This is a genomic window from Flagellimonas ochracea (assembly GCF_009903685.1).
GTDB lineage: Bacteria > Bacteroidota > Bacteroidia > Flavobacteriales > Flavobacteriaceae > Flagellimonas > Flagellimonas ochracea.
The window spans coordinates 911407-934735 of record NZ_JAAABI010000001.1; the positions used below are offsets into that span (position 1 = coordinate 911407).

Below are 23329 nucleotides of genomic sequence, written 5' to 3' on the forward strand. Positions count from 1 at the left end.
CCATTTTAATCGTTTAGAGTATAAATCGACCCCAAATCAATACTTGACCTATGAATACAAAACTACGTTTGTTATGTGCTTTGGCATGCGTTTTTTGCATGCAAGCATCTTTCCCCAATCAATGTGATAGCTTTTACTCCAAAGTAACCTATGCGTTAAACCACACAAAAAAAGGTTTGTCTGCCACCAATTTTGAGCATCAAATGTATTATGCAGAAAGGGCTTTGGACGCGATTGAAAAAGGGAAGTCTTTTATGGCGGATTGCAGTTGTGAAAAGGCCGGAGATAAAACCATAGATGTTATGGAAACTTTGGACAAGGCCATTGAACCTGTGGATTGGGATGCAGGCAGATTTTTTACCAAAAAAGCCATGAGACAAATCAATGAACTCATTACCATTTTGGATAACTGCACTTTAGGCATATCTACATTACAATCAGTAGAAGATAATGATAGTGTCAAATTGGAGCATCAAGCCCATACAAATACAGCTGATGAGACCAGTTCCGAAAACTCGATGGAAATGGAAATGGTCAAGGTTTTTGACAAACATGCCAATGAAAAAATCGCCAACGCTGAAAAGGCAATAGGAAAACTAATTGAACTTTCAAAAACCATTGGAACCATCACTGATGAGGGAGTAAGGAACCCCAATAGCCTTTCCGCTCATCAACTTGCATATTTGGAAAGGGCTAGAAAGCTCTTGCAAGAAGGTATTGAGAACCTTGAGCAGCAAGAATAGTTTTTCGAGTTTATCGAATAAGCTTTTTATACTTTATGCGCTTGGGGATAATATCTGTTCCCAAGCGTTTCTTTTTGTTTTCTTCGTAATCGGAGAAAGAACCTTCGAAGAAGTATACTTGTGAATTCCCCTCAAAAGCCAAAATATGGGTGCATATTCTATCTAAAAACCACCTGTCGTGTGAGATGATTACCGCACAGCCCGCAAAGTTTTCGAGTCCCTCTTCCAGGGCCCTCAGGGTATTCACATCCAAATCGTTGGTAGGCTCATCCAGTAACAGCACATTGCCTTCTTCTTTGAGCGTCATCGCCAAATGAAGTCTGTTTCGTTCGCCACCAGAGAGCATATTCACCTTTTTGTTTTGCTCGCTTCCAGAAAAATTGAAACGGCTTAAGTAAGCTCTAGAGTTGACCTGCTTACCGCCCATCATTACCAGTTCTTGCCCATCGCTGAAGTTTTCCCAAATGGTTTTGTTTGGGTCAATATTGGAATGACTTTGGTCCACATAGGCAATCTTTGCCGTTTCCCCAACAACAAATTCACCTTTATCCGGAGTTTCCTCCCCCATAATCATTTTAAAAATGGTAGTTTTTCCAGCTCCATTGGGACCGATTACTCCTACTATGCCCGCTTGCGGTAAATTGAAGTTGAGGTCCTCATACAACAGTTTGTCTCCATAGGCCTTGCTCACCGCTTTGGCTTCAATAACATTGGTGCCCAAGCGAGGTCCGTTGGGAATATAGATTTCCAGCTTCTCTTCCAGCTGTTTTTGGTCTTGACTCAGAAGTTTATCATAATTTTTTAGACGGGCTTTTTGCTTGGCCTGTCTGCCCTTGGCCCCTTGTCTTACCCACTCCAACTCGCGCTCAAGTGTTTTTTGTCTTTTAGAGGCCTGTTTGGATTCCTGTGCCAACCTTTTTGCCTTTTGGTCCAACCAACTCGAGTAATTGCCCTTCCAGGGTATACCCTCTCCTCTATCCAGTTCCAAGATCCAACCGGCCACATTGTCCAAGAAATAACGGTCGTGTGTTACCGCAATTACGGTTCCTTTATATTGTGCAAGGTGATGTTCCAACCAATGTACTGACTCAGCATCCAAATGGTTGGTGGGCTCATCCAACAACAGCACATCGGGCTCTTTCAATAGTAAACGACAGAGCGCTACCCTTCTTCTTTCTCCTCCAGAAAGGACTTCAATTTTTTTATCGGAATCCGGAGTTCGGAGGGCATCCATAGCGATTTCAAGTTTGGTATCCAATTCCCAAGCATTGGATGCATCAATCTGGTCTTGCAGACTAGCCTGTTTGTCCATCAGCTTTTGCATCTTATCGGCATCCTCATAGACCTCTGGAAGGCCAAACATGTCATTAATCTTATTATATTCATCGAGAATGGCAACTGTTTCCGCAACGCCTTCCTTTACCACCTCAAGAACAGTCTTGTCGTTGTCCAATTGGGGCTCTTGTTCCAGATAGCCAACCGTATATCCTGGAGAGAAGACTACATCGCCCTGAAAATTTTTATCAACCCCAGCAATAATTCTTAATAGCGTGGATTTTCCGGATCCATTCAATCCTAGAATTCCAATTTTCGCACCGTAAAAAAAGCTTAGATAGATGTTTTTAAGCACCGGGGTATTGGCCGTTTTGAAGGTCTTAGTGACCCCGGACATTGAAAAAATGACCTTTTTATCGTCTGACATGAAACCGAAAATTTAGTTGAAGCAGATTATACCCTGCCTTTTAAAGCATTAAAAACCCAGGCAACGGCGAAAAAACCAATCCCAACAGCGCCAAAACCATATCCAGCTACTTCATCGTATTTGAAGGCTCCGAGGGCAATCATTCCCATTCCTACAAAAATCATAATCCAAGTGGCCCAAGCGAGCACGGTATTTTTGTTCATTCCCATATATGTGTTTCAGAAGAAAATCAAATATCGTAAAAAATGGAATAATCCTGTAATCAATAGGTGTTTTATAATTCAAAAGGAAAAACAATACCACTTTTCCCACGAACAGCATCCAACAAATCTGCTAAATCCAAGCTGTTCTGATGGGTCCAAAGGCTACTTTCCAATCTTTTCTCACGCAAGCATCGATGCACTTCCTCGATTTCATAAAAAAGACCGTTGCCCATTAACGGATATTGGAAGACCTCTGTTTCCCCATTTTTGATCCTTGAAAACTCATGGGCCTGATGCCATCTGGGATGAATGAAAAGTTCACCTTCCGAGCCAAAAATCCCAGCTCTAATTTCCGAATTGCAGGTAAATCCGCTGAACAACGATGCTTGAGCCTTGGAATACTCGAAAATCATTGAGGTCTGCAATTCTGTTCCATTGGAATGAAAAATTGAAACCGCATGGATGTCCTTGGGTTTTCCCAAAAGTAAGTACGCCAAGAAAATAGGGTAAATCCCAACATCCAAAAGGGAGCCGGATGCCAAATTTGGATTTAGGAGTCTCGATTGCTCATCACGATCTAGGGCATAAAACGAAAAATCAGCATGCAAATAGTTTACATCGCCAATTTCACCATCATCAATCATTTTTTTAGCAGCCTTGATGGATGGATTGAACCGAGACCAAAGCCCTTCCATCAAAAACACGTTGTTTTTCCGTGCCGCGCTGACCAATTCTTCAACTTCTCCCCTATTTACTCCCAAAGGTTTTTCACAAAGTACATGTTTACCAGCATTCATGGCCTCTATCGACAGTTCTTTATGAAATCGATGGGGTGTCGCTATATAAACGATATCGACTGCTTCAAATGAAAAAAGGGCTTTATAACTTCCAAAGGCCTCTTCAATATTATGTTCTTTGGAAAATCGTTCGGCTTTTTCCAAAGATCTGGAGGCAACTCCTACTATTTTGGCTTCATCCAATAGTTTAAGATTCTGAACAAATTTGGTGGCTATATTTCCTGGGCCAACAATTCCCCAATTGATTTTTGCTTCCATACTAAATCAAAAGTAATGATTATAACTCCTTATCTTTAGCCGACAGTAAGCAATTGGGAAATTGGATATGGATATTAAATTCAACAAGAACGAAGATTTCAATAAGTTAAAAAGCTCTGAACTAAAAAAACGCTTGTCGCAAGTGAAACTGGGAGGTGGCAAAAATCGCATCGAAAAACACCATGCCAAGGGCAAAATGACAGCACGGGAGCGTATTGAATATCTATTGGATGATAGTTCCGAAGCCATAGAAATTGGCGCTTTTGCAGGCGAAGGAATGTATGGGGAGCATGGAGGTTGTCCGTCTGGCGGTGTGGTTGTAATGATAGGTCATATAAAGGGCAAACAATGTATGGTAGTTGCCAACGATGCCACCGTAAAAGCCGGTGCCTGGTTCCCGATAACGGGTAAAAAAAACCTGAGAGCGCAAGAAATCGCTATTGAAAATAGACTGCCGATTATTTATTTGGTGGATAGTGCCGGAGTGTACCTTCCTATGCAGGATGAGATTTTTCCAGATAAGGAACACTTTGGTCGTATTTTTCGAAACAACGCCATTATGAGTAGCATGGGCATTACCCAAATTGCGGCGGTGATGGGCAGTTGTGTTGCAGGCGGAGCCTACCTTCCTATAATGAGTGATGAAGCTTTAATCGTTGACAAAACCGGAAGCATTTTTTTGGCAGGGAGCTATCTGGTAAAAGCAGCCATTGGAGAATCCATTGACAATGAGACCCTGGGAGGAGCTACCACCCATTCTGAGATTAGTGGTGTCACCGACTATAAGGCAAAGAATGACAAGGATGCTTTGGACAAAATAAGGACCATTGTAGACAAAATAGGAGATTTTGAGAAAGCGGGGTACAATCGGATTGAATCCAGAAAACCTGCTGAAAATCCTGATGATATCTATGGAATACTTCCTGTTTCGAGAGCGGACCAATATGATATGCTGGAAATCATAAAAAGGTTGGTAGACAATTCGGAGTTTGAACAATACAAAGAGGGCTACGGTAAAACCATACTAACAGGGTATGCCCGAATTGATGGATGGGCCGTGGGCATTGTTGCCAACCAGCGTAAAGTGGTGAAGACCAAAAAGGGCGAAATGCAATTTGGTGGTGTCATTTATTCAGATTCTGCGGACAAAGCCACTCGTTTTATTGCCAATTGCAACCAGAAGAAAATTCCTTTGGTCTTTTTGCAAGATGTCACCGGTTTTATGGTAGGAAGTAAAAGTGAACACGGGGGCATCATAAAGGATGGAGCCAAAATGGTGAATGCCGTAAGCAATTCTGTAGTTCCAAAGTTCACCGTGGTGATTGGCAACAGCTATGGGGCCGGAAACTATGCCATGTGCGGAAAAGCCTATGACCCAAGATTGATTGTTGCTTGGCCCAGTGCCGAGCTTGCGGTGATGAGTGGAAATTCGGCAGCCAAAGTTTTGTTGCAAATTGAGAAAGCATCATTGGAGAAGAAAGGACAACCCTTGGATGATGCTGCGGAAAAAGAACTCTACAACAAAATCAAGGATCGCTATGATCATCAGATTTCACCCTACTATGCCGCAGCTAGATTGTGGACAGATGCCATTATCGACCCGCTTGAGACGCGTAGGTGGATTTCCATGGGCATTGAAGCTGCCAATCATGCGCCCATCGAGAAAAAGTTCAATATGGGTGTATTGCAGGTATAACACAAACCTCACCGACCATCCATTTCTAGAATAACGTTCATGGTAGGTTCTTTTACCACTCTACGTTGTTTTGACTTATAGCCTGCATTGGAGAACAACAGTATATCCTTTTCCTTTGCGTGAATTATATACCTACCATTGTTATCGGTTTCAACCTGTTCTTTAGTCCTCATGTTTATCACCTGCACTCCAGCAAGCATTCTTCTGTTACTGATTACGAAGCCATATACTTTGTTTTGCTTATTTTTCTTTTTTGCCTCACGCTGCTCTATGCACTCTGCTTTGTCTTTTGCAACCAAGACCGACGTGTCCAAGTGGTAACCCATCCCCGATTCTGATATTTTTTCCCACTTGCCCTGACTTGCGTATCTTCTAAACGAACCTGATTCGCTGATTGCTGCTGGTATTACCAACTCGACTGCATTATTGCCGAACACTTGGACCAATTCGAGGGAAACTATAAAATCGTCCTTCACAAAAATGGAATACGGTTTTAAATTGACGGTACAATAGGTGTCCGCTTTTTTGATTTTATGCAAAATGTTCTTTCCGGAAGTGTTTAAATTGGTCTTGGGCGTTCCCCATTTTCCATCGCTATCATAGATGTTTACACGAACAAGTAGACTGTCCATATTGTTCTGCAAAACCTCAAATCCCAAAGAATTTAATTTTCTGAGCCCTTTCTTCACTGGTATTAGCGTTGCCAATTCTCCGCCAAGAGCGGTATCTTCCTTCCAATATCCAAAATTATTACTTCCGTAATTTTTGTGTCCAACCAATTCGTCCACAAACTTGGAATCAGTATCAGCATTGGTAACCACAACTTCCTGTAATTGTACTGCGGAAGGCATTAATTTTATCTCTCGGTGTTCATTATACCCAAATTCAATGTCAGATACATGTATTTTGAATGGCTTGTAGCCCAATGAAGAGAATATTACGTCTTCGTCCAGCTGAAGGATTCCTTGGTTAAATTCCAAGTGAAAAGCACCTTTCTCATCACTGACTGTTCCTATTCCGATGTTTATTATTCCAATGTTAACATAGGGAATGGGACCACCTGTTTTGGCATCTACGACTTTGCCCTTAAAATCTTTTTGAGCGACCAAAGGCATGGCCAAAATGAAAGCAAGAAGTATAGGAAACCGTTGGGTCATAAATTGTTCGCCAGGGTCGAAACACCCTTGTTGATATTAAAAAGCTCGCGATTCACATTCTTAACATCCAATTTAAACACCTTAGTCTCTTTCTGTTGCAACTTGGAACCATAATTGTGATAAATAGTTGCCTTCAGGTAAGTTGGGGTCAAACTTTTGTTGCCCAGATAGTTTACATTGATTTTCCAATTTCCTGGTAGCGACTCATCAATTAGAAATTCAGCGCATGAGTACCCCATTTCTTTTTCCTGTATGATTGTTGCCCTGTTTTCTTCCAAGGTATGCTCCCAAGTATAGAATTGCTTTTTGGGACTTACAAATTGCAAATCAAATTCTGCTTCACCATCATTCCATTCAAAGACCAGGCGAGTACCCTCAAAATCTTCATTGTCCACCCTGATTTTGCCAATTTCATCCTCGTTCAGCATTTCAGCCTTTTTCAAGGCCAAGAGATTGTTGAATTCCCTATTTATAATTTTTGAAAAGCCTGCTGAATCTGTTTCCATCATCCCCTTTTTCAACAAATAGAAATATCGGGAGTACAACACGGCCGCTCTTCTATCCTTGTTTAAATTTCGGTTACTATTGGAAAGATCCAAATAAGATTGGGCATATTGCGGTCTCAGGATAAAGGCTTGTTTATATGCTTCGTAGGCTTTCTCATACCGACCTTGAGCCTCATACATATAGGCCAATGCTTTTAGGTTTACTGCATTATTTTTAAAGAGGCCATATTTCCTTTTGATGATGTCGTCTGCATAATCTTGTTCATTTCTTGATTCATGAAAATGTCGATATGCATCCAAGACAAAGTGCGGAGAGGTGGCATATTTCACCACATTGGTTTCATAAACGTTTTTGGCTTCACTTAAGGATGTAGCGGACTGCAGCCGTTTCAAATATGTTGGTGCCCCTTGATTCAACTCGTTTTGAGTCAAGGCAGTGCCATCATAGACGTTATTGCGCAGTCTGCCCGTTTCATCATAGGTATCATTTTCATCATACCAGTTTCCACTGGCTGTTTTGGTGTTGATCACAATTACTCCGCCTTTGCCCAAAGTTCCATAACGTACAGTGCCCGTCAGCGATGGTATCAAGGCAATACGTTCAATGTTTTGCACATCCAAGAAATAAGGGAAATCGGTAAATATTTGACCATCGATATCATAAACTACGGGTACGTTTCCTCTTAAAAAAACAGAATTTATATTGTTGGAACCTGTAAAAGGTGTGCCTTGCGGTCCCCTTCCCCTACCTCTAGTAAAAGGCCTGGCAAAACCAAAATTCAAATTCGGAAACCGGCCTCGTAGCACGTTGACCAAATTGTACTCACCAGGAAGAAAATCCTCGTGGTCCAAAATTCGAATTGCATAACCTGCTCTAGATTTGTCCAAAGTTCCAAAAGCTGTGCGAATCTTTTTCTTTTGCTTTCGGAGTTTAACTTGGTTCATAGCAGATTCCGCTTTTGTATCAGCTTCGGTGACCGTCACATTTTGTAACTGCTTTACTTTAGGAGAAAGGTCAACATTCAAAACCCTGGTGACATCTTCAACCTTTATTTTCAGGGTTTCCATGCCTCGAGCTGTATAGGCAATGATATCGCCTGTTTCGACAGGAATCGCATAGCTACCGTCCTTTTTGGCTTTTGTCTTTACATCTTTGTCAACAACCTCAACTTCTGCATCGGACAGCGGTTGTTCATCATCGGAGATAGTTCCCAGGACAACACGATTGCCATTTTGGGAATAGGCATGTACAATACATACAAGAGCAACAAGGAGAGTCAATGATTTTTTCATAGCGGAAAAGTTTTAATGGCCAACAACGTATTGAAAGCGAAATACTTATAGTTATGAAGTTATGGAAACATTGAGAGAATATCAATTTTACTTTCCTAAATTTTCCTTAATTCGTTGGTCATGAAAAGATGCAACTACCGTCTATAATGATCAATCTATAAGAATATTGCCGGGGTTTTGGCTTCATCAGTTCACGCTGAACTTGGCCAGTTCATAAACTTCCTCGACCTCATGAAGACGAACCAAAAATTCCTCTTCACTTTGATTAGATCTGCCAAAATTGTATTGAACCCGACATTTAAGAAATGTTGGGGTTTTCTTAGCAGATGAACGATTGCCCAAATACGTCACATTCAACAACCAATCCCCCTTAGTTTCGGCACCCACAATTTCAAACTGTTCGTTGGAGAAACCATGACGGAGTTCATCTAAAATTCGGTTCCTGTCGCTTACTTCGGTATGCCCCCAATTGAAAAAACGCTTTTGGGGGTTTACAAACTGGACCACAAACTCAGCATCAGGGTTGTTCCAATCCAAAACCACTCGGGCGTTATAGGTGAGGTTGTTATGATAATTAGAATCTACTTCGGAAAAATCTAATTGATTGCGCTTTAAGTTTATCAGATTCCTTATTTCGGTTCCAATTACTTTTTCAGCTTTATTGAAGTTTACTTTTGGATTGATTTTCCCAGTAATCATGCCATTGAGCATATTTAAGGCCTCTTGATAATTGCCGCTATTTCTTTCAGCCAGTGCCATATCCAAATACGATTGTATCTTGTTGGGAAACAAATCCAACTTTTTATGGGCCGCCAATAAGGCCAGTTCGTAATTCTCTTTTTCCGAGCACTTTAAAAACATTCCCCGAAGTGCTTCGTAACTAGGATCCTTCTTTTCTAAAATATTGGATAAAATCCTCTTTGCAATTTCTGGGCTCGAGTCGTAAAAAAATTCGAATACATCCAATAGATATTCCGGTACATCCTTATAAGATTCTCTTTGTTTGAGATAAATGTCATACGCTTCTTTAAGAGTTTTGCCGTTCTTGAGTTCCTTTAAGTAAGGCGTCACCAAGGTTTTGTTGTTCACCTTTATCTTTTCATCGTAAACATTGTTCTTCAGTCGGGCCAAGTCAGGTTTATCTGCGGTACCTCCCGCTACCTGTGAAGTCTTTGTGGTAATCAAAAGTACACCATTGGCACCCATGCTGCCAAAACGGTTGGTGGCTGAAAGTCCTTTAAGCACTGTTACTTCAGCTATGTTCTGTGGATCTATAAAGTCGGTGCTCGCAATTTTTCCAGTAAATGAGTTTGAACGCTCAATTGGGACACCATCAATTACGATGAGGCCATAATTGTTTCCCAAAATCGAGTTACTGGGGCGCATTGTCACTTGACTTAAATCATCATTCTGCCCCAATTGTACCCCAGAAAATTTTCCTTGAATCGCCCTATTCCCGGATGTAGATACAGCGCTGATATCATCCTCCGTTATGGATTGTACTGCATATCCAATTTTATCGGGATTTTCCTTTCCAAATCCCGTAGTGACTTCATAATTCTCTGGCACTTCAATCTTTTCCCCTTCAAGAATTACCTCTTCCAATTGAACCCGCCCATCGGACAATGAGAAGTTAAGATTGCGGTTTTCATCCAAAGGAAACTCAGATACTTTGCCTTTATTGGAAATGACCAGCGTGTCTCCAACAACTCCATTAATGCTAAAGCTTCCCCCTTCATCCGTATAAGCTTTTTCATCAACATTCCCCTTAATATATACCAAAGCATTTTGTACCCCGGTGGTTCCCTCATAAACAACACCTGAGTAGGATTTACCTCTGGTATTTTGATTGTCCAGATCACTTCTTTCTGGTAGATTCACCAAATTTCCATTGTTCACAATCGCCAATAAGTTTAAACTGGCCCTATCAAATTCCTTTTTGCCGTTAATGATAAACAATTCGCCTTTAAACTGGGGAGACCCAGTACCTGCATTTTGATATCCATCCGTAAACAAAAGCACTTCACCTTCCCCTGCATAGTTTCCCAAATTTTGAAAGGATGTAGCACCGTCATAGGATAGGCCGCTCAATTTTTGTTTGAGTGCCTCCCAATTACCGTTGGATATTGTAAAACTATCTTTTGAGAGGACTTTATCACTAAATGTAAGCAATGTGACCTCGGCCTGTTTGGCAGTTTGGAAATAGGCATCCAAAAAGTAAAACTCCCTAAAGGTGTCCCGGTCCTGCATTGATAAGGAAACATCCCAGCAAATAGTAACTTTCTTACTCTGCTGTGAAAATGCCATGCTGGAAAGAAGCAATAGGAGTATTAAACTGTGTCTTTTCATTTTCTAATTGATGGCCAAAAAGTCAGTACTGTTTATTGACAACAACCGTAGGTTTTTATTCTTCTCACCCAATCGGAAGACTTTTATGGTTCTTTTTTGGTTTTTGGTATTGAAGTTATGGTATGCGGTTACTTTCAGATAGGTTGGGGTCAGACTCTTGTTTCCCATGTATTTTACATTAACGCCCCAAGTGCCCCCCTGTGGTTCATAAATAAGGTATTCTTCACTTGAAAAACCATGCTTTTTTTCTTCTTTGATTCGTTCAGGATTATCCTGCAGGGTATGTTTCCAAGTGAAATATTGGTTGTCAGGATTAACAAACTGTAATTCAAACTCCGCTTCACCATTATTCCATTCAAAAACCAATCTTGTTCCGTCAAAGTCGTCTTGGTTCAATTTCAATGTGGTGCTATTATTTCCAATAATTGCTCCGTTAAGCGCAAGCAAATTATCAAAATCCCTTCTAAGAATTGGTGTGAATGTTTTAGATGCTTCAAAAAAAGATTCATTGATCAAATGATTGTATCGAGCAAACAAATTGGCGGAGTTTTCCAAAAGACCTGCGTATTGGTAACTTTTGGCAAGGTCCAAATAGGACTGAACGTAGTGGGGTCGTAGGACAAACACATCCTTGAAAATCTCAATGGCATCCTTGTGGTCACCAGTTTCTTCCAATTTGTAAGCAAGCGCCTTTAATACCGTAGGATCCTGCGAAAATCTATTAGTGATCTCATCAGCCATGCTCATATCCTTCATATCACTATTAAAATAGCTAAAGGCATCCAAATAGAAATACGGCGAGCTGGCGTAACGTTTTTGAAGTTCTTGATATGTGGACCGCGCTTGGTCCCTTTCTTTGGATTGATTAAGTATTGACAAATACTCGGGCGGTCTGGAGGTAGAAGCCACATCCTCATCGTCGACAAAGTTATTTCTGAGCTTGGCTTGATCAAAAGGTTTTTTGGTGCCTGGTTCCTTTTTGGCCGTATTCCCAACCTTGGTATTTATTACAATGACACCTCCTGCACCTACGGAGCCATATTTTGCAACCCCTGCCAAAGACTCTATCACGGCAATTCTTTCAATATTATTGATATTGATGAATGTGGGTGCATCTGTGTAAATAATACCATCCACATCATAAGCAGCAGGTACCACATTGATAGACCGCAGCGCCCTTGGCAGGTATACCACTGGGACTGTTAAGTCGGTAGGTCTTCCCAACACTTTAGCTCTTGCTCCTCCACCAGGTCGTAAGGCATTGGGCCTAAACACCTGCATGCCCGGTATTCGAGATTGGAGCCCGTCCACAAAATCTTGTCCGGCCTGACTCAAATCCTCCCCATCTACGGTGACCATTCGATATCCGATACGCTTCTTGTCCAAAATGCCAAAAGCAGTCTTGAATAAATCCTTGTTGTTATTGTACTCTTCTAAAAGCTCTTTTTGAGATCTTTTCTTTCTCTTGGTAACCGTTACCCCATCCAAGACCTCAATCTTGTCATACATCTCAATATTCAAGAATCGTGTTACATCTTCAACAACAATTTCAATAGATTGCTTACCGACATAGCTATACACCAGGGTTTGCCCTTCATCCACACGAATCTCGTATCGACCCTTTTCATCCGTAAGCACTCCTGTTTCATCCTCCTTCACCGTGATGTTGACATTTTGTAACGGCATATAACCATCAGTTATGATGCCTTCCACTTTCTTTAATTGGGCTTGCGAAAAAACAAATTGGGTTATGGGAAAGACCAACAGCGCGAGCAAAAATTTATATTTCATAGCAATGCTATTTTTAAAGAACATTCAACAAAATTTATAACCGATTAATCCAATCTTAAACTAAGGCTTTTCTGTGCGATTTTTAACACATTTATGATTTTTTTAGGATTTATCACACTCCCAATTTGTTCTGCTAAGTATCTAGTTTGAAAGCTGTTGCTTCGGTCTGGGAATCAACATGAGTTCGGTTTGCCTCCCATTCACATATCGAAAACCATCTTCACCAAAAAAACCGGCTTCTTCCAGCATGATTCGAATATCCCGTTTCCATTCAGGTATGTTCACCGTGGTGTTTAACTCGATGGCGTAGACAGTGTTTTGGTTTAGGGGATAGTTTTCGCCATCATCTTTCATTACACCTCCCTGTGAATCCCACATGCCGATGGTAGTCCCTGCGGAATGCCCATACGAACCTAAGGGATGGGTATATATGGCCGGGCGCAGTCCTGCATCCTTACCCTCCTGTAATGCCTGGGCCAAGATTTGATTTCCTGTTCTTCCTTCAACCATATTTTTGGTTAAAAAGTCCTGTACAGCATTTCCATCTTTAAGGGCGTTGACCAAAAAATCGGGCGCCTTGTTTTCTTTTGGCTTTAAAACGTAAGCCAGTTCTTGACAGTCTGTGTTCAGTCTTAAATAGGTTATTCCAAAATCACAGTGCAAAAGGTCTCCACGCTGGATGATCATATTATCAGGTCGACCTGAAAACGAGTATAAATGTCCTACCAATTCTTCACTTGTACGTTGGATATCAACAGTGGGGTGAAACCAAGTCTCCAACCCCAAATCAGTTACTTTTTGGCGCATCCACCACTCCACTTCAGTTGTTGTTGTGATCCCCGGGGTTATTACCTTTTCTGAAAAGGCCTCTTCAATGATATCGTGGGTAATATCCACCAACTGACTGTATATAGTCATCTCCCTTGGGGTCCGTGTTTCAATCCATCTAACTGCCAATTGTTCCGCGGTTCCGACACGAGAATGGTACTTTTTGGGCAGATGACTCATGAATTCGTCATAGTCTGTTTTGTCCAATCCGTCGGCAATGTTATGGTCCTTGGAAAAGTTGAGTCCGATATTTTTTGGATTTCGCTCCTCAATCAATTCCATTAAACGTTTCCATTGGTTTGGTTCCTTTTCCTTGTCCCAAGCAGATACAATGCTTTTTCCCACATTGTACCGCGCCACGGCCAATTTGTCCATTGTATTCTTTTCTTTGTTCCTGTAAAAAACAAGAATGGTCCGTCTTCGGGCATTCAACCATGTGGCCGGTAGCATGGTGCGCAGTACTGGGTCCTCATTATATTCACGAGAAATCACAACCCACATATCAATGCCCGTTTCATCCATAAGTTGGGGTAGCAGGGTATTGAAGCGTTCCTCCAAAATTTCATCAACAACACGGGCCCTTTCAGATTCTGGTAATATTTGTTGTGAATATGAAGTAAGGGATAGAATAAATAAAAAGGTAAACAGCGCTTTTTTCATTTGATTTATGTTATTCAGGAAAGTTACAAACTCATACTATTAGGGCCAAGGTTTTATCGCGCTGAATTTTTCCTGTTGTGGTTTCAGCAAAGGTCTCAAGGCAAATAATTTCTCTGGGCACCTCATATTTATCCAACCCCTTCAATCGTTTTATTTGCTCCATGAGCTTTACCTTGTCGCATTTTATGTTTTCAACCACTAACACCAAACGTTCTCCCAAATTTTCATCTGGAAGTCCGCTAATAAAAAATCGTGAAGGTATAACCAATGCCAGTTTTTGCTCAATCTGTTCTGGAATCAGTTTGATACCTCCCGAATTGATGATACCATCATGTCTGCCCAACCAGATGAAACGGGTTTCATCGATAAGTTCTACCAAATCATTTGTTTCTACCTGTTGATGGGTAAGTTTTGGGGCATGAATTACCAAACATCCCCTTTCATCTTGTGAAAATTTTACATTGGGCAATGCCTGAAAATAATGCTTGTTTTGATTTAAGTCTCTTATGGCTATGTGACTAACGGTCTCCGTCATGCCATAGGTTTCATACACTTTACCAGAAGCTTTTTGCAGCTCTTTCTTTAGGCCTTCGCTCATAGGAGCTCCGCCTATTATCAATTTTTTTACTTTGGACAGCTTCTCCAAGGCGTTTTTAACCTGTAGGGGGACCATTGCCACAAAGTCATATGTTTTTTGTTGAAATTCGAGAGGATTGGCGGTAGGTTCCACATAGTCCAGATGTAACCCCAGAACCATTGCACGCACCAACATCATTTTGCCAGCTATACTGGTGCAAGGAAGACATAGAAGGGCTTTATCTCCAGATTCTAGGTTGAAATAGTTTCCAGTAGCCCTGGCGGAATTGATCATCCATTCCTTTCTAATCATAATCGTTTTGGGCTTGCCTGTGGAGCCTGATGTGGAAACGCTTAATTCCTCCTTTGGCGATATCCAATCCAAAAAGAATTCACCCATGGAAACTTCAAAAGGCTCTCCTTCTTTTATAAGGCTGTAGCCTACTTCACCCAAATCCTCGGCACTATATTGAATACCATTGAGCCTGAAATCGTAATGTAGGTTAAGCCAAATGGGGCTGCTCATCTTGAAGTGCTGTAAATTCTTGTTGGGCCATTACTTTTCCAAATAATTTTTCCTTCCAATTCTTCCAACCATATTTTCTTGAAAAAAATAGCAGAAGCAACGGGTAAATTACGAGCACTGGTATAAGTACGTCCCATCCCAGTCCCGGTTCTGAAACATCGCGATAAATGGAATGGGTTTGAAAGGCCGTCCAATCTGCCGTGACCAAAAGGGCCGTTATAAGATTGTTGGCCGCATGAAAACCGAGTGCCAGCTCCAAGCCCTCGTCCATCAACGTTAAAATGGCCAGAAAAAAGCCTGTTCCCACATAGTATACCATTATTCCCAAGCCCAATTTCTCCACTTCGGGATTCGCGATATGCATCAACCCAAACAAAACAGATGTAACCACCAAAGGCACCCAGCGGTTTCTGGCCCAAATACCAAGTCCCTGCATCATGTGTCCGCGAAAAAGATACTCTTCAAAACTGGTCTGCATGGGAATTAATATCACGGCAATTAAAAGCAGTACAAAGAACTTAGGGACATCAAAATTGAGCACATAATCATCAGGAGATAAGTAGATGTCGATTCCTGTAAGCAAAACAGTAATGCCACCCCAAAATGCAAATGCAAAAAACACCCGTTTCCAATCAATCCGCTTGCGGGAAGTGGTGAGGGAAGTAATTGATTGGTGATGCACGATATAGGTCCAAAGCAAAACCACTATCAAACCAAATGCTAGGGGTATCAACAATATGATCAAGACCAAATTGGAGCCAAGCTTTTCTATTATTTGGGCCATTGTATCCTCCACGCTTACTGGAGAGTTTATGGTTGCAATGTAGTTGAGGGCCATAAATGCTATAAAAGCCCACGGGATAACCGCATATTTCCAAAGGCCAATGTTGCCCTTATATCCTTGTTCTATGTACATATATTTTCAATTAAAGTTGTATTCCATTCTTTGTAAGTGCGATAATATAAATTTCCGTGTTCAACTTCCAAGGGGCATTCAAAATTGTTGGTGAACAGACCGCCCGTTCCCAAACCTTGTGGCATGGCGCTGTTTAGCGTGTAGGTCCACTGTGCAATGGCATTTAGACCGATATTACTCTCAAGAGCACTGGTGACCCACCAACCGATGTTATTGTTTTCAGCCAGGTTTATCCATTCATTGCAATGGGCGTACCCTCCCACCAGACTGGGCTTTAAAATAATGAATTGTGGTTTTATGGTTTGCAGCAATCTTTCCTTTTCGGCTGCTTGGCTTATCCCAATCAATTCTTCATCCAAGGCAATGGGCAAAGGAGTATTTGCACAAAGATTGGCCATACTTTCCCATTGCTGGGACTTAATGGGCTGTTCAATGGAATGAATCTGAAACTCGGATAATTGCTTCAATTTGATATGTGCTTCCTCAGCGCCAAAAGCACCGTTGGCATCGACCCTGAGCTCAATCTGATTAGGACCAAATTGAGACCTAATCGTTTTTAGGATGGATAGTTCTTTTTGAAAGTCTATGGCTCCAATCTTCATTTTGATACATGTGAAACCATCCCTTAATTTCTGCTCCAACTGGGAAAGCATAAACGCCTCATCCCCCATCCAAATTAACCCGTTTATGGGTATAGGAGCTTCTTTTTTGGTAAAATCTGAAGGGAAAAGTGTAAAAGTATCCTCTGAGTGCAAAGACAGAAATGCTTGCTCCACACCAAACTGAATGGAAGGGAAGGAATTCAATTTTTTCAGGAGCGCTGTTTCTCCCTTTTCAATCTGTCCACAGGTCCAGGCAAGGCGTTGCTCATATTCGGGCACATCATCAATACTAAGGCCCCGTAATATGCCACACTCACCTATTCCATACCTACCGTTCTCCTCCAGTATCAAAAACCAAGTTTCTTTACGGGTGAGCACGCCACGCGAAGTGCCACTGGGAACTTTAAAATTGAGATTATACTTGGAGTAGCTAGCTTTCATTCAATGGACTCAAAGTTAACTTTTTGAACCCAAAATGATAAAGATTTAAGATGGATTTTAGAGATTAACTGAAATTGAACCAAAAGCGAACTCCATCCACGTTTTTGTCGATGTTCAGTTTGGATTGCAATTGGTTTACCAGTCGGTTTATCAAGCGGATGCCCATGGAAGAATGGGTATGATGGTCTGTGTCTTCTGGCAATCCAACGCCATTGTCCGTATACTCAAAATAGCCTTGGTCACCATTTTTTCGTAAATGGATATAGATTTTTCCATCATCATCGTTTTCTGGAAATGCATATTTAAAGGAGTTGGAAACCAATTCATTCAAAATCAAACCGAATGGAATGGCCCGGTCAATATCCAGTTCAGTTCCTTCTGCGTCTATTGTAATGTTGATATTGTGTCCCCCTTTTTTGTAAACCGATTGCACACTGTTAATCAGACTTTCTATGTAGCCCTGCATCTCAATGACTGATAAATCGTCGTTCTGGTAAAGCTTTTGGTGAATAAGCGCCATGGCCTTTACTCTACTCTTTCCTTCTTCCAACGCTTCTATTGCCGATTTGCTTCGCGTATTTTTGGTTTGAAGACTCAATAAACTGGACACCATTTGGAGATTATTCTTTACCCTATGATGAATTTCTTTCAACAAGGAATCTTTCTCGATAAGAGCATTCTCGATAATATGTTTTTGCTCAGCAATCAATCTTTGGTTTTTGATACTCTTTAAGTATGCGTAAACCAATCCTGCAAAACCGAGTAGTGTGAAGATGAGGGATATGAACACCAAATTAATCCGTTCATCCTTAGCCTTCATTTCACTCCGGGCCAATTCATTGATTCGTTTTTGCTCATCAATCAACCGTTGGGAGTTTTCCAAGTCTTCATTGGCAACAATAGTGACCAATTGTTGTTTTATCAATGCTGATTGTTTTTGCGCCAGGGAATCCTTGATACGTTCGTTTCTTTTGTAATAGGTTGCAGCATTCCTGTAATTCTCCACCTTATCGTAGAATTCCGCCAACAGGCTATTTCTTTTGATGCTGTGCAGCACAGTGATATTATCAAACTCGATATCCAATTTTTGCTTCGCGGCCCTGAAGTTCTCCAACTGAAGATTGGCATCAGCCAAATACAGTGTGTTTTCCACCACCTCGTTTTGATGGATGTTCTTTGGGGAATTATCCAAAACTTCTATACTATTTTCCAACAAAGGAATGGCCTCTTCGTATTCTCCGAGCATCACATGGCATTTGGCGATATTTCCTTCTATCTCCGCTTTGAGCAAGTCGCTCTCAAAGAGTTGCTGTTCCGATTTTGGTTTAGAGATATCATTGAGATAGACGTCAAGATAAGCTTTGGCCTTTTTTAATTCACTCAGCGCAGTTGGTGCGGAGTTGTCCAGTCGCAAATAGTTTCCAACTTTACCGTGATATTTGGCCAATCCGTAGGAATCATTGTCTGCTATAGTAGGCTTGACCTCCATGATGTACTGGTTTCTAGCTTTCCTGTACAATCCCAGGTTACTGTAAATGTCATAAAAGGCAACATTCTCGGTGATGCCCATTTCCCTTTTTTGTTTCCTTATTTCGATTTGTTTGTCGAACAACTGAAGATTGGCATAGTTGTTATCCAAAACATTAAGCACAATTTTTCTTGAATCGGAATCAAGGGAGTCCAGCTCTGAGTGCAACTCTTTGGCCAAAGCGGTACTTTTGTCAAACTCACCCAAATCATTATATAATTGGGCCTGCATTACTTTGTACAAGCGAACTGCAAATGTATCCTTGGTCTTTTCGGCATTGGATAGGTATACTTTTACCGTATCCAACCAATCATAAGCTGAATTGGTGTTGTATCGATTAACAGAACCAAAAAACACCTCAAACCGCTCGGGAGCACCCTGCATGGATTGAAAGTCGTCCAAGGAGTTTTGTTCATCGCCATCAAGTACCTGCGCAACGGCAACTTGTACAAATATGGTACAAAGCAATACTAAGAAAAGTCTGGCGTAACGTTCCATTAATTTACCTGATAGTACATTCAAAAGTTTTGAAATGCTATTATTTATTTGTGCCCTTTACTATGTAATAGCCCCTTTCTGCTGAATGTAACATTGCGCAATCTAATGCTGAACAATGCCTTATTAATTATGCATTATTGTCAACGTATGGGGTATATAAAGAACGTTATATTGTTGTCAAAATTAAATCCATTAAGAAAGACTTAACGTGTATTGTTGTGAAACCCTCGATTTCTGTTGTGAAAGTAAACATGCTGTATGCCAAAGTACCATTGGTCGATGTTTTGTGTATTTTATGGAGTTTTACAAGATACCTGAACCAGAACAAACGAAAAAGGCCTTGTTTATTAACAAGACCCTTTTACGAGAACACTATATGAAAATGAAAAAATTACTTTCTGAATCAATTACACAGCTAAACTACAGTACTACCTTTCTCCCATGAAATTATTGTTGTGAAGCTTCAAATAGTTGTGGTGTCCGTCTCACTAAAGCTGTTTAAAATAAAAAACGCCCTCGAAAGGACGTTCATTTTGCGTTGAACAGAATTAAACCCATCAACTGTTCATGGATGAGATTATGAATTCTTTGAAGTCTTTGGAAATTGGAATCAAGTTATTATTGATCATAATATCCTTGGAATTAATGGCATCAATATGGTCTACATTTACAATGTAGGACTTATGTGCCCGATAGAATTTGTTCCTTGGCAATTTTTCCAAATAGTCCTTTAAGGGAGACCTTACCAAGAACTTCTTATCCACTGTATTGACTTCAAGATACACATTGTCCGCTTTAATGAACTGAATATCCTCAAATTGAATTCTATAATACAGGTGTTGTTTTTTAACAAAAATTGAATCCTTTAGTACGGAGTTGGATGTTATACCGTCCGCTACATCAGTTTCATCTTGTTTACCTTTCATCTTTGAGTTGTAATTGAAATTGGATAATGCAATTTCAATAGAAGTGTACAAGTCTTGCTGCTCAAACGGTTTTACGAGATAACCATCAGGTTTTACGGTTTTTGCATTCTCAACAGTAGCTCTGTCCGAGTTGGAGGTAACAAAAATGAATGGGATGTTATAGTTTGCCCTTATGTGTTTTCCAAGATCGATACCAGTTTTGTCCGAAGCCAATATAATGTCGATAAGAACCAAATCAATATGATTGTTCTTCAACACGTCAACGGCCTGTTCGTATACAATTACATTGTCTACAATCTCATAACCGATTTCCTCCAACATGGATTGCATATCATCAGCAATGATCACGTTGTCCTCTACAATCAATATTTTAATCGGATGTTCCAAATTGTCTAAAGTTTAGTGGGTTGTATCTCAAAATTACAAAAAAATATTAACTGCTAAGCAGTATAGCAAGGATAGTAAAAAAGTGCTGAGGGCCAATTTTTTTAGTTCGCCATCAAGGGCTTTGGGTACGTCTGTCATCATTACCGTGCGCAGATGTAAAATAATGGGGAAAAATGCCAACAAATAATAGGAATTAAGCAGTTCCACTTTTTCAATCCAAGTATAGGCAACAAAACAAACCAAGGCTAGGGAAATCAAAGCAAAGTGATATAACTTGCCATTTTTAAATCCCATTTTGACCACCAAGGTGTTCTTACCATGTTTTTTGTCGGAATGGACATCCCTGAGGTTATTTAAATTCAACACCCCCACACATAACAGCCCAATTGAAATTGCGGGCAACAGCGCACTCGCATGCATCGACCTGGTATATAAAAACATACTGCCCAATACGCCAAGCAATCCAAAGAACAGAAATACGAATAAATCCCCCAATCCGATATAACCGTACGCATTGGAACCAACGGTATACCGAATGGCCGCCCAAATGCTAAGGATCCCTAGCACCAAAAAGAGTGTGAAGAACAAAAAATCATCTTTTCCGAAAGCTCTATAAAGTAATATGATAGCTATGGCCAACGTTAGGCCAATGGAAATTAAAATGCCCTTTTTAAGAGCGCTTCGAGAAAGAAGGCCACTTTGGAGCACTCGTGCAGGCCCAATTCTGTCCTCATTATCCGTCCCTTTAACGCCATCGCCATAATCATTGGCAAAATTGGAAGTTATTTGAAAGCCCACCGTGGTCAAAAGGGCCAACACAAAAATTCCAACATCGAAAAAACCTTGTTTAATGGCAAGTCCGGTGCCGACAATAATTCCAGAAAGTGATAGTGGAAGAGTACGCAGTCTGGCTGCTTGTACCCAAATTTTAAATGATCCCAAATTAGTACGGGTCTTCAATTTTTATGCGCTTCCCATCTTTATAGGAGGCTACAAAAGCATCTTTGAATCCCATGGAAACCAACTGTTTTCTAAAAGACTGTGCTTCATCCAAGGTTTCAAAATTTCCTAGGGAATAGGCATAAAAAGGATTTGTCTTTACAAAGAGTGTATTAGTAAGGGCTTCAGAGGCCAGGGTTACGTTGTTATCCACAAAGGACTTTACTTGAACCGAATAAATTTTCTCCTTGTCCAAAAATGCTTTGGCCAAATAAAACTCCCTAACCAAGCTCAACTCCTCGTTTTGCGTCTTAAGATTATCGATCCTGGTTTTTATGGCATCCAAACTATCTATGGAAACCAATAGATTATTTTGATTTTCAAAGGACTTTTTGCTACTTAGGCCTGCGGTAAACGACGTTATGGCCAAAACTCCGATTAAGAAGAGCCCCGTGATTCCCATCAAAACATTTCGTTGCAACTTTAATCGGCGTAAATCTTTGTTTTTGAACTTGATTTGATCTAAAAGTCTTTCATTGATTATTTGGGCCTTGTCTATATCCTTATGCAGGTCCAACAAATCGCTTTCTTCAATAAAAGGCATATAATCTTATGTATTTGTGAACAGACTATGCCAAGCGCATAGTTGTCAGTGGGTTATTGTAGTGTATTACAAAAGTAAAGTTTTTAGTGAAAGAAAAAAACCTTATATGCTCAATTCTAGGGTTTAAGGCTATAATTTCTGGATGCCATCATCTTTGATTTCAATTTTACGCTCCCTATACAAAACACCTACGCCTTTTTTAAAAGCTTTTTTGCTAAGCTGTAACGTTCTTTTTATTTCTTCCGGTGAAGACTTGTCATGCAAGGGCAAAAAACCATTGTTCTCATTCAATTTCTCCAGAATTAGGTTTGCAGTTGGCTCCAGCATTTTAGCGCCAATGGGTTGCAAAGAGACATCGATTTTATGGTCCTCCCTACAATTTTTGATGTAGCCTTTTAGTTCCATCCCAACTTCCACTGGAGCGTACACATCGCTGGAAAACAACAACCCCTTATGCTCATTGTTAATAATGACTTCCCAGCCCAATGGTGTTTTACGACTTACCAAGAGGTCCACTTCGGCATTGACTTCGTAGGAAGCTTCCTCATTGGAAAGAAACTTGTTGATTCTTGAAGAGCCTGTCAGTCGAAACGACTTTTCATCCAAATAACAATGTACCACATATTTTTTTCCTTCTTCCATTTTTATGGCCTGTTCCCGAAAAGGGACCAACAGGTGTTTTTCTAAACCCCAATCCATAAACGCTCCATGGTCAGAGACCTGTGCCACCTCTAAAAATGCATATCCATTACGAACAATTTTGGGTTTTAACGTAGTTGCTATGGGCCGTTCACTGTGATCCAAATAGCAGAAAACCTCCAATTCCATATCGAGCTGGATATCCTCTGGAACGTATTTGTTCGGCAGTAGCACCTCGGTATCTTCGTCATCACTCAGAAAAACACCGACACTAGTGCTTCTGATTACTTTCAGCTTGTTATAGTTTCCCAGTTCGATCATATGTTGTAAATGAAGACAAAGCTAGCTATAAAAAAAACCGCCCCTAGGGAGGGTATTCCAAAAGATACGTAGCATTCAATTATATATAGATTCTTTTCCAAAATGCTTGGCCAGCATGTAATAGATAACTGCACGGTACTTATTCTTATCGGACCTTCCGTACCTGTCGATCACCTTGTTTATGGCATCCAACAGGCTTGGACCGTCTGAAAGCCCCAACTTTCTTATTAAAAAATTGTTCTTAACCGTGTTTAGCTCCTTCTCATCGGAACCGGAAACCTTTGATGAATCTGAATTATAAATAGCCGGTCCCAGTCCTATGGCGACCTTGGTCAACAGATCCATGTCGGGCGTTTCGCCAAACTTATCTTTAATATCGGCTGCATATTTCTCAATCAATTCATCTCGTTTGCTCATAACAATTAGTGTTCTTGTGGTTGTCT

General features: G+C 40.7%; 19 protein-coding genes. 2 read left to right on the forward strand and 17 right to left on the reverse strand.

The window, feature by feature from the left end:
* Nucleotides 1-50: 50 nt before the first annotated feature.
* Entirely contained in the window at nt 51-743 is a 693-nt protein-coding gene (locus tag GTQ34_RS04300) for a hypothetical protein (RefSeq protein ID WP_166522515.1), read from the forward strand.
* 10 nt (nt 744-753) lie between these two features.
* Here GTQ34_RS04300 and ettA read toward each other — a convergent pair whose 3' ends face one another.
* The 3 genes from ettA to GTQ34_RS04315 form a co-directional block, all read right to left on the reverse strand.
* Nucleotides 754-2445: an energy-dependent translational throttle protein EttA gene (gene ettA / locus GTQ34_RS04305; RefSeq protein WP_166522516.1), complete on the reverse strand. Its 1692-nt coding sequence runs from the start codon at nt 2443-2445 to the stop codon at nt 754-756.
* 26 nt (nt 2446-2471) lie between these two features.
* Entirely contained in the window at nt 2472-2648 is a 177-nt protein-coding gene (locus tag GTQ34_RS04310; RefSeq protein WP_166522517.1) for a CAL67264 family membrane protein, read from the reverse strand.
* Between the two features lie 71 nt (nt 2649-2719).
* Nucleotides 2720-3703 (reverse strand): Gfo/Idh/MocA family protein, encoded by a 984-nt coding sequence (locus GTQ34_RS04315; RefSeq protein ID WP_166522518.1) that lies wholly within the window; start codon nt 3701-3703, stop codon nt 2720-2722.
* A 67-nt stretch (nt 3704-3770) separates the two neighbouring features.
* On the opposite strand from GTQ34_RS04315, the gene GTQ34_RS04320 reads away from it, so the two are divergent.
* Nucleotides 3771-5399 carry an acyl-CoA carboxylase subunit beta gene (locus GTQ34_RS04320; RefSeq protein WP_166522519.1) on the forward strand — a complete coding sequence of 543 codons (1629 nt, stop codon included), beginning with the start codon at nt 3771-3773 and terminating at the stop codon, nt 5397-5399.
* A gap of 8 nt (nt 5400-5407) precedes the next feature.
* On the opposite strand, the gene GTQ34_RS04325 is transcribed toward GTQ34_RS04320, so the two are convergent.
* The 14 genes from GTQ34_RS04325 to GTQ34_RS04390 form a co-directional block, all read right to left on the reverse strand.
* Nucleotides 5408-6556: a carboxypeptidase-like regulatory domain-containing protein gene (locus GTQ34_RS04325; protein ID WP_166522520.1), complete on the reverse strand. Its 1149-nt coding sequence runs from the start codon at nt 6554-6556 to the stop codon at nt 5408-5410.
* Nucleotides 6553-8355, reverse strand: a complete 1803-nt coding sequence (locus tag GTQ34_RS04330; RefSeq protein ID WP_166522521.1) for a tetratricopeptide repeat protein — start codon at nt 8353-8355, stop codon at nt 6553-6555. The genes GTQ34_RS04325 and GTQ34_RS04330 overlap by 4 nt, the downstream gene beginning before the upstream one ends.
* A 186-nt stretch (nt 8356-8541) precedes the next feature.
* The gene (locus GTQ34_RS04335) at nt 8542-10704 is read right to left on the reverse strand and encodes a TonB-dependent receptor plug domain-containing protein (RefSeq protein ID WP_166522522.1); all 2163 of its coding nucleotides are present in this window, start codon (nt 10702-10704) and stop codon (nt 8542-8544) included.
* Nucleotides 10705-10707: 3 nt separating this feature from the next.
* A complete protein-coding gene (locus tag GTQ34_RS04340) occupies nt 10708-12495 on the reverse strand; it encodes a carboxypeptidase-like regulatory domain-containing protein (RefSeq protein ID WP_166522523.1) in 1788 nt (595 codons plus the stop codon).
* A gap of 141 nt (nt 12496-12636) precedes the next feature.
* Nucleotides 12637-13983 carry a M24 family metallopeptidase gene (locus tag GTQ34_RS04345; RefSeq protein WP_166522524.1) on the reverse strand — a complete coding sequence of 449 codons (1347 nt, stop codon included), beginning with the start codon at nt 13981-13983 and terminating at the stop codon, nt 12637-12639.
* 31 nt (nt 13984-14014) lie between these two features.
* The gene (locus tag GTQ34_RS04350) at nt 14015-15085 is read right to left on the reverse strand and encodes an AMP-binding protein (protein WP_166522525.1); all 1071 of its coding nucleotides are present in this window, start codon (nt 15083-15085) and stop codon (nt 14015-14017) included.
* The gene (locus tag GTQ34_RS04355; protein ID WP_166522526.1) at nt 15063-16001 is read right to left on the reverse strand and encodes a CPBP family intramembrane glutamic endopeptidase; all 939 of its coding nucleotides are present in this window, start codon (nt 15999-16001) and stop codon (nt 15063-15065) included. Before GTQ34_RS04355 ends, GTQ34_RS04350 begins: the two co-directional genes overlap by 23 nt.
* Nucleotides 15992-17044, reverse strand: coding sequence for an o-succinylbenzoate synthase (locus GTQ34_RS04360; RefSeq protein WP_166522527.1), 1053 nt, complete (start codon nt 17042-17044; stop codon nt 15992-15994). Before GTQ34_RS04360 ends, GTQ34_RS04355 begins: the two co-directional genes overlap by 10 nt.
* Nucleotides 17045-17108: 64 nt before the next feature.
* Complete coding sequence (locus GTQ34_RS04365) at nt 17109-19070, reverse strand: sensor histidine kinase (protein ID WP_166522770.1); 1962 nt, start codon at nt 19068-19070, stop codon at nt 17109-17111.
* A 557-nt stretch (nt 19071-19627) separates the two neighbouring features.
* Nucleotides 19628-20383: a LytR/AlgR family response regulator transcription factor gene (locus GTQ34_RS04370; protein WP_166522528.1), complete on the reverse strand. Its 756-nt coding sequence runs from the start codon at nt 20381-20383 to the stop codon at nt 19628-19630.
* A gap of 33 nt (nt 20384-20416) precedes the next feature.
* A complete protein-coding gene (gene menA / locus GTQ34_RS04375; RefSeq protein ID WP_166522529.1) occupies nt 20417-21325 on the reverse strand; it encodes a 1,4-dihydroxy-2-naphthoate octaprenyltransferase in 909 nt (302 codons plus the stop codon).
* Between the two features lies 1 nt (nt 21326).
* Entirely contained in the window at nt 21327-21926 is a 600-nt protein-coding gene (locus tag GTQ34_RS04380; RefSeq protein WP_166522530.1) for an SPOR domain-containing protein, read from the reverse strand.
* Nucleotides 21927-22055: 129 nt separating this feature from the next.
* Nucleotides 22056-22886, reverse strand: a complete 831-nt coding sequence (locus GTQ34_RS04385) for a CvfB family protein (RefSeq protein ID WP_166522531.1) — start codon at nt 22884-22886, stop codon at nt 22056-22058.
* A 75-nt stretch (nt 22887-22961) separates the two neighbouring features.
* The gene (locus GTQ34_RS04390) at nt 22962-23303 is read right to left on the reverse strand and encodes a DUF2853 family protein (protein ID WP_166522532.1); all 342 of its coding nucleotides are present in this window, start codon (nt 23301-23303) and stop codon (nt 22962-22964) included.
* Nucleotides 23304-23329: the final 26 nt, after the last annotated feature.

Coding starts and splice junctions, on each gene's coding strand:
- GTQ34_RS04300 (WP_166522515.1), top strand. CDS start 51: ATGAATACAAAACTACGTTTGTTATGTGCTTTGGCATGCGTTTTTTGC.
- ettA (WP_166522516.1), bottom strand. CDS start 2,445: ATGTCAGACGATAAAAAGGTCATTTTTTCAATGTCCGGGGTCACTAAG.
- GTQ34_RS04310 (WP_166522517.1), bottom strand. CDS start 2,648: ATGAACAAAAATACCGTGCTCGCTTGGGCCACTTGGATTATGATTTTT.
- GTQ34_RS04315 (WP_166522518.1), bottom strand. CDS start 3,703: ATGGAAGCAAAAATCAATTGGGGAATTGTTGGCCCAGGAAATATAGCC.
- GTQ34_RS04320 (WP_166522519.1), top strand. CDS start 3,771: ATGGATATTAAATTCAACAAGAACGAAGATTTCAATAAGTTAAAAAGC.
- GTQ34_RS04325 (WP_166522520.1), bottom strand. CDS start 6,556: ATGACCCAACGGTTTCCTATACTTCTTGCTTTCATTTTGGCCATGCCT.
- GTQ34_RS04330 (WP_166522521.1), bottom strand. CDS start 8,355: ATGAAAAAATCATTGACTCTCCTTGTTGCTCTTGTATGTATTGTACAT.
- GTQ34_RS04335 (WP_166522522.1), bottom strand. CDS start 10,704: ATGAAAAGACACAGTTTAATACTCCTATTGCTTCTTTCCAGCATGGCA.
- GTQ34_RS04340 (WP_166522523.1), bottom strand. CDS start 12,495: ATGAAATATAAATTTTTGCTCGCGCTGTTGGTCTTTCCCATAACCCAA.
- GTQ34_RS04345 (WP_166522524.1), bottom strand. CDS start 13,983: ATGAAAAAAGCGCTGTTTACCTTTTTATTTATTCTATCCCTTACTTCA.
- GTQ34_RS04350 (WP_166522525.1), bottom strand. CDS start 15,085: ATGAGCAGCCCCATTTGGCTTAACCTACATTACGATTTCAGGCTCAAT.
- GTQ34_RS04355 (WP_166522526.1), bottom strand. CDS start 16,001: ATGTACATAGAACAAGGATATAAGGGCAACATTGGCCTTTGGAAATAT.
- GTQ34_RS04360 (WP_166522527.1), bottom strand. CDS start 17,044: ATGAAAGCTAGCTACTCCAAGTATAATCTCAATTTTAAAGTTCCCAGT.
- GTQ34_RS04365 (WP_166522770.1), bottom strand. CDS start 19,070: ATGGAACGTTACGCCAGACTTTTCTTAGTATTGCTTTGTACCATATTT.
- GTQ34_RS04380 (WP_166522530.1), bottom strand. CDS start 21,926: ATGCCTTTTATTGAAGAAAGCGATTTGTTGGACCTGCATAAGGATATA.
- GTQ34_RS04385 (WP_166522531.1), bottom strand. CDS start 22,886: ATGATCGAACTGGGAAACTATAACAAGCTGAAAGTAATCAGAAGCACT.
- GTQ34_RS04390 (WP_166522532.1), bottom strand. CDS start 23,303: ATGAGCAAACGAGATGAATTGATTGAGAAATATGCAGCCGATATTAAA.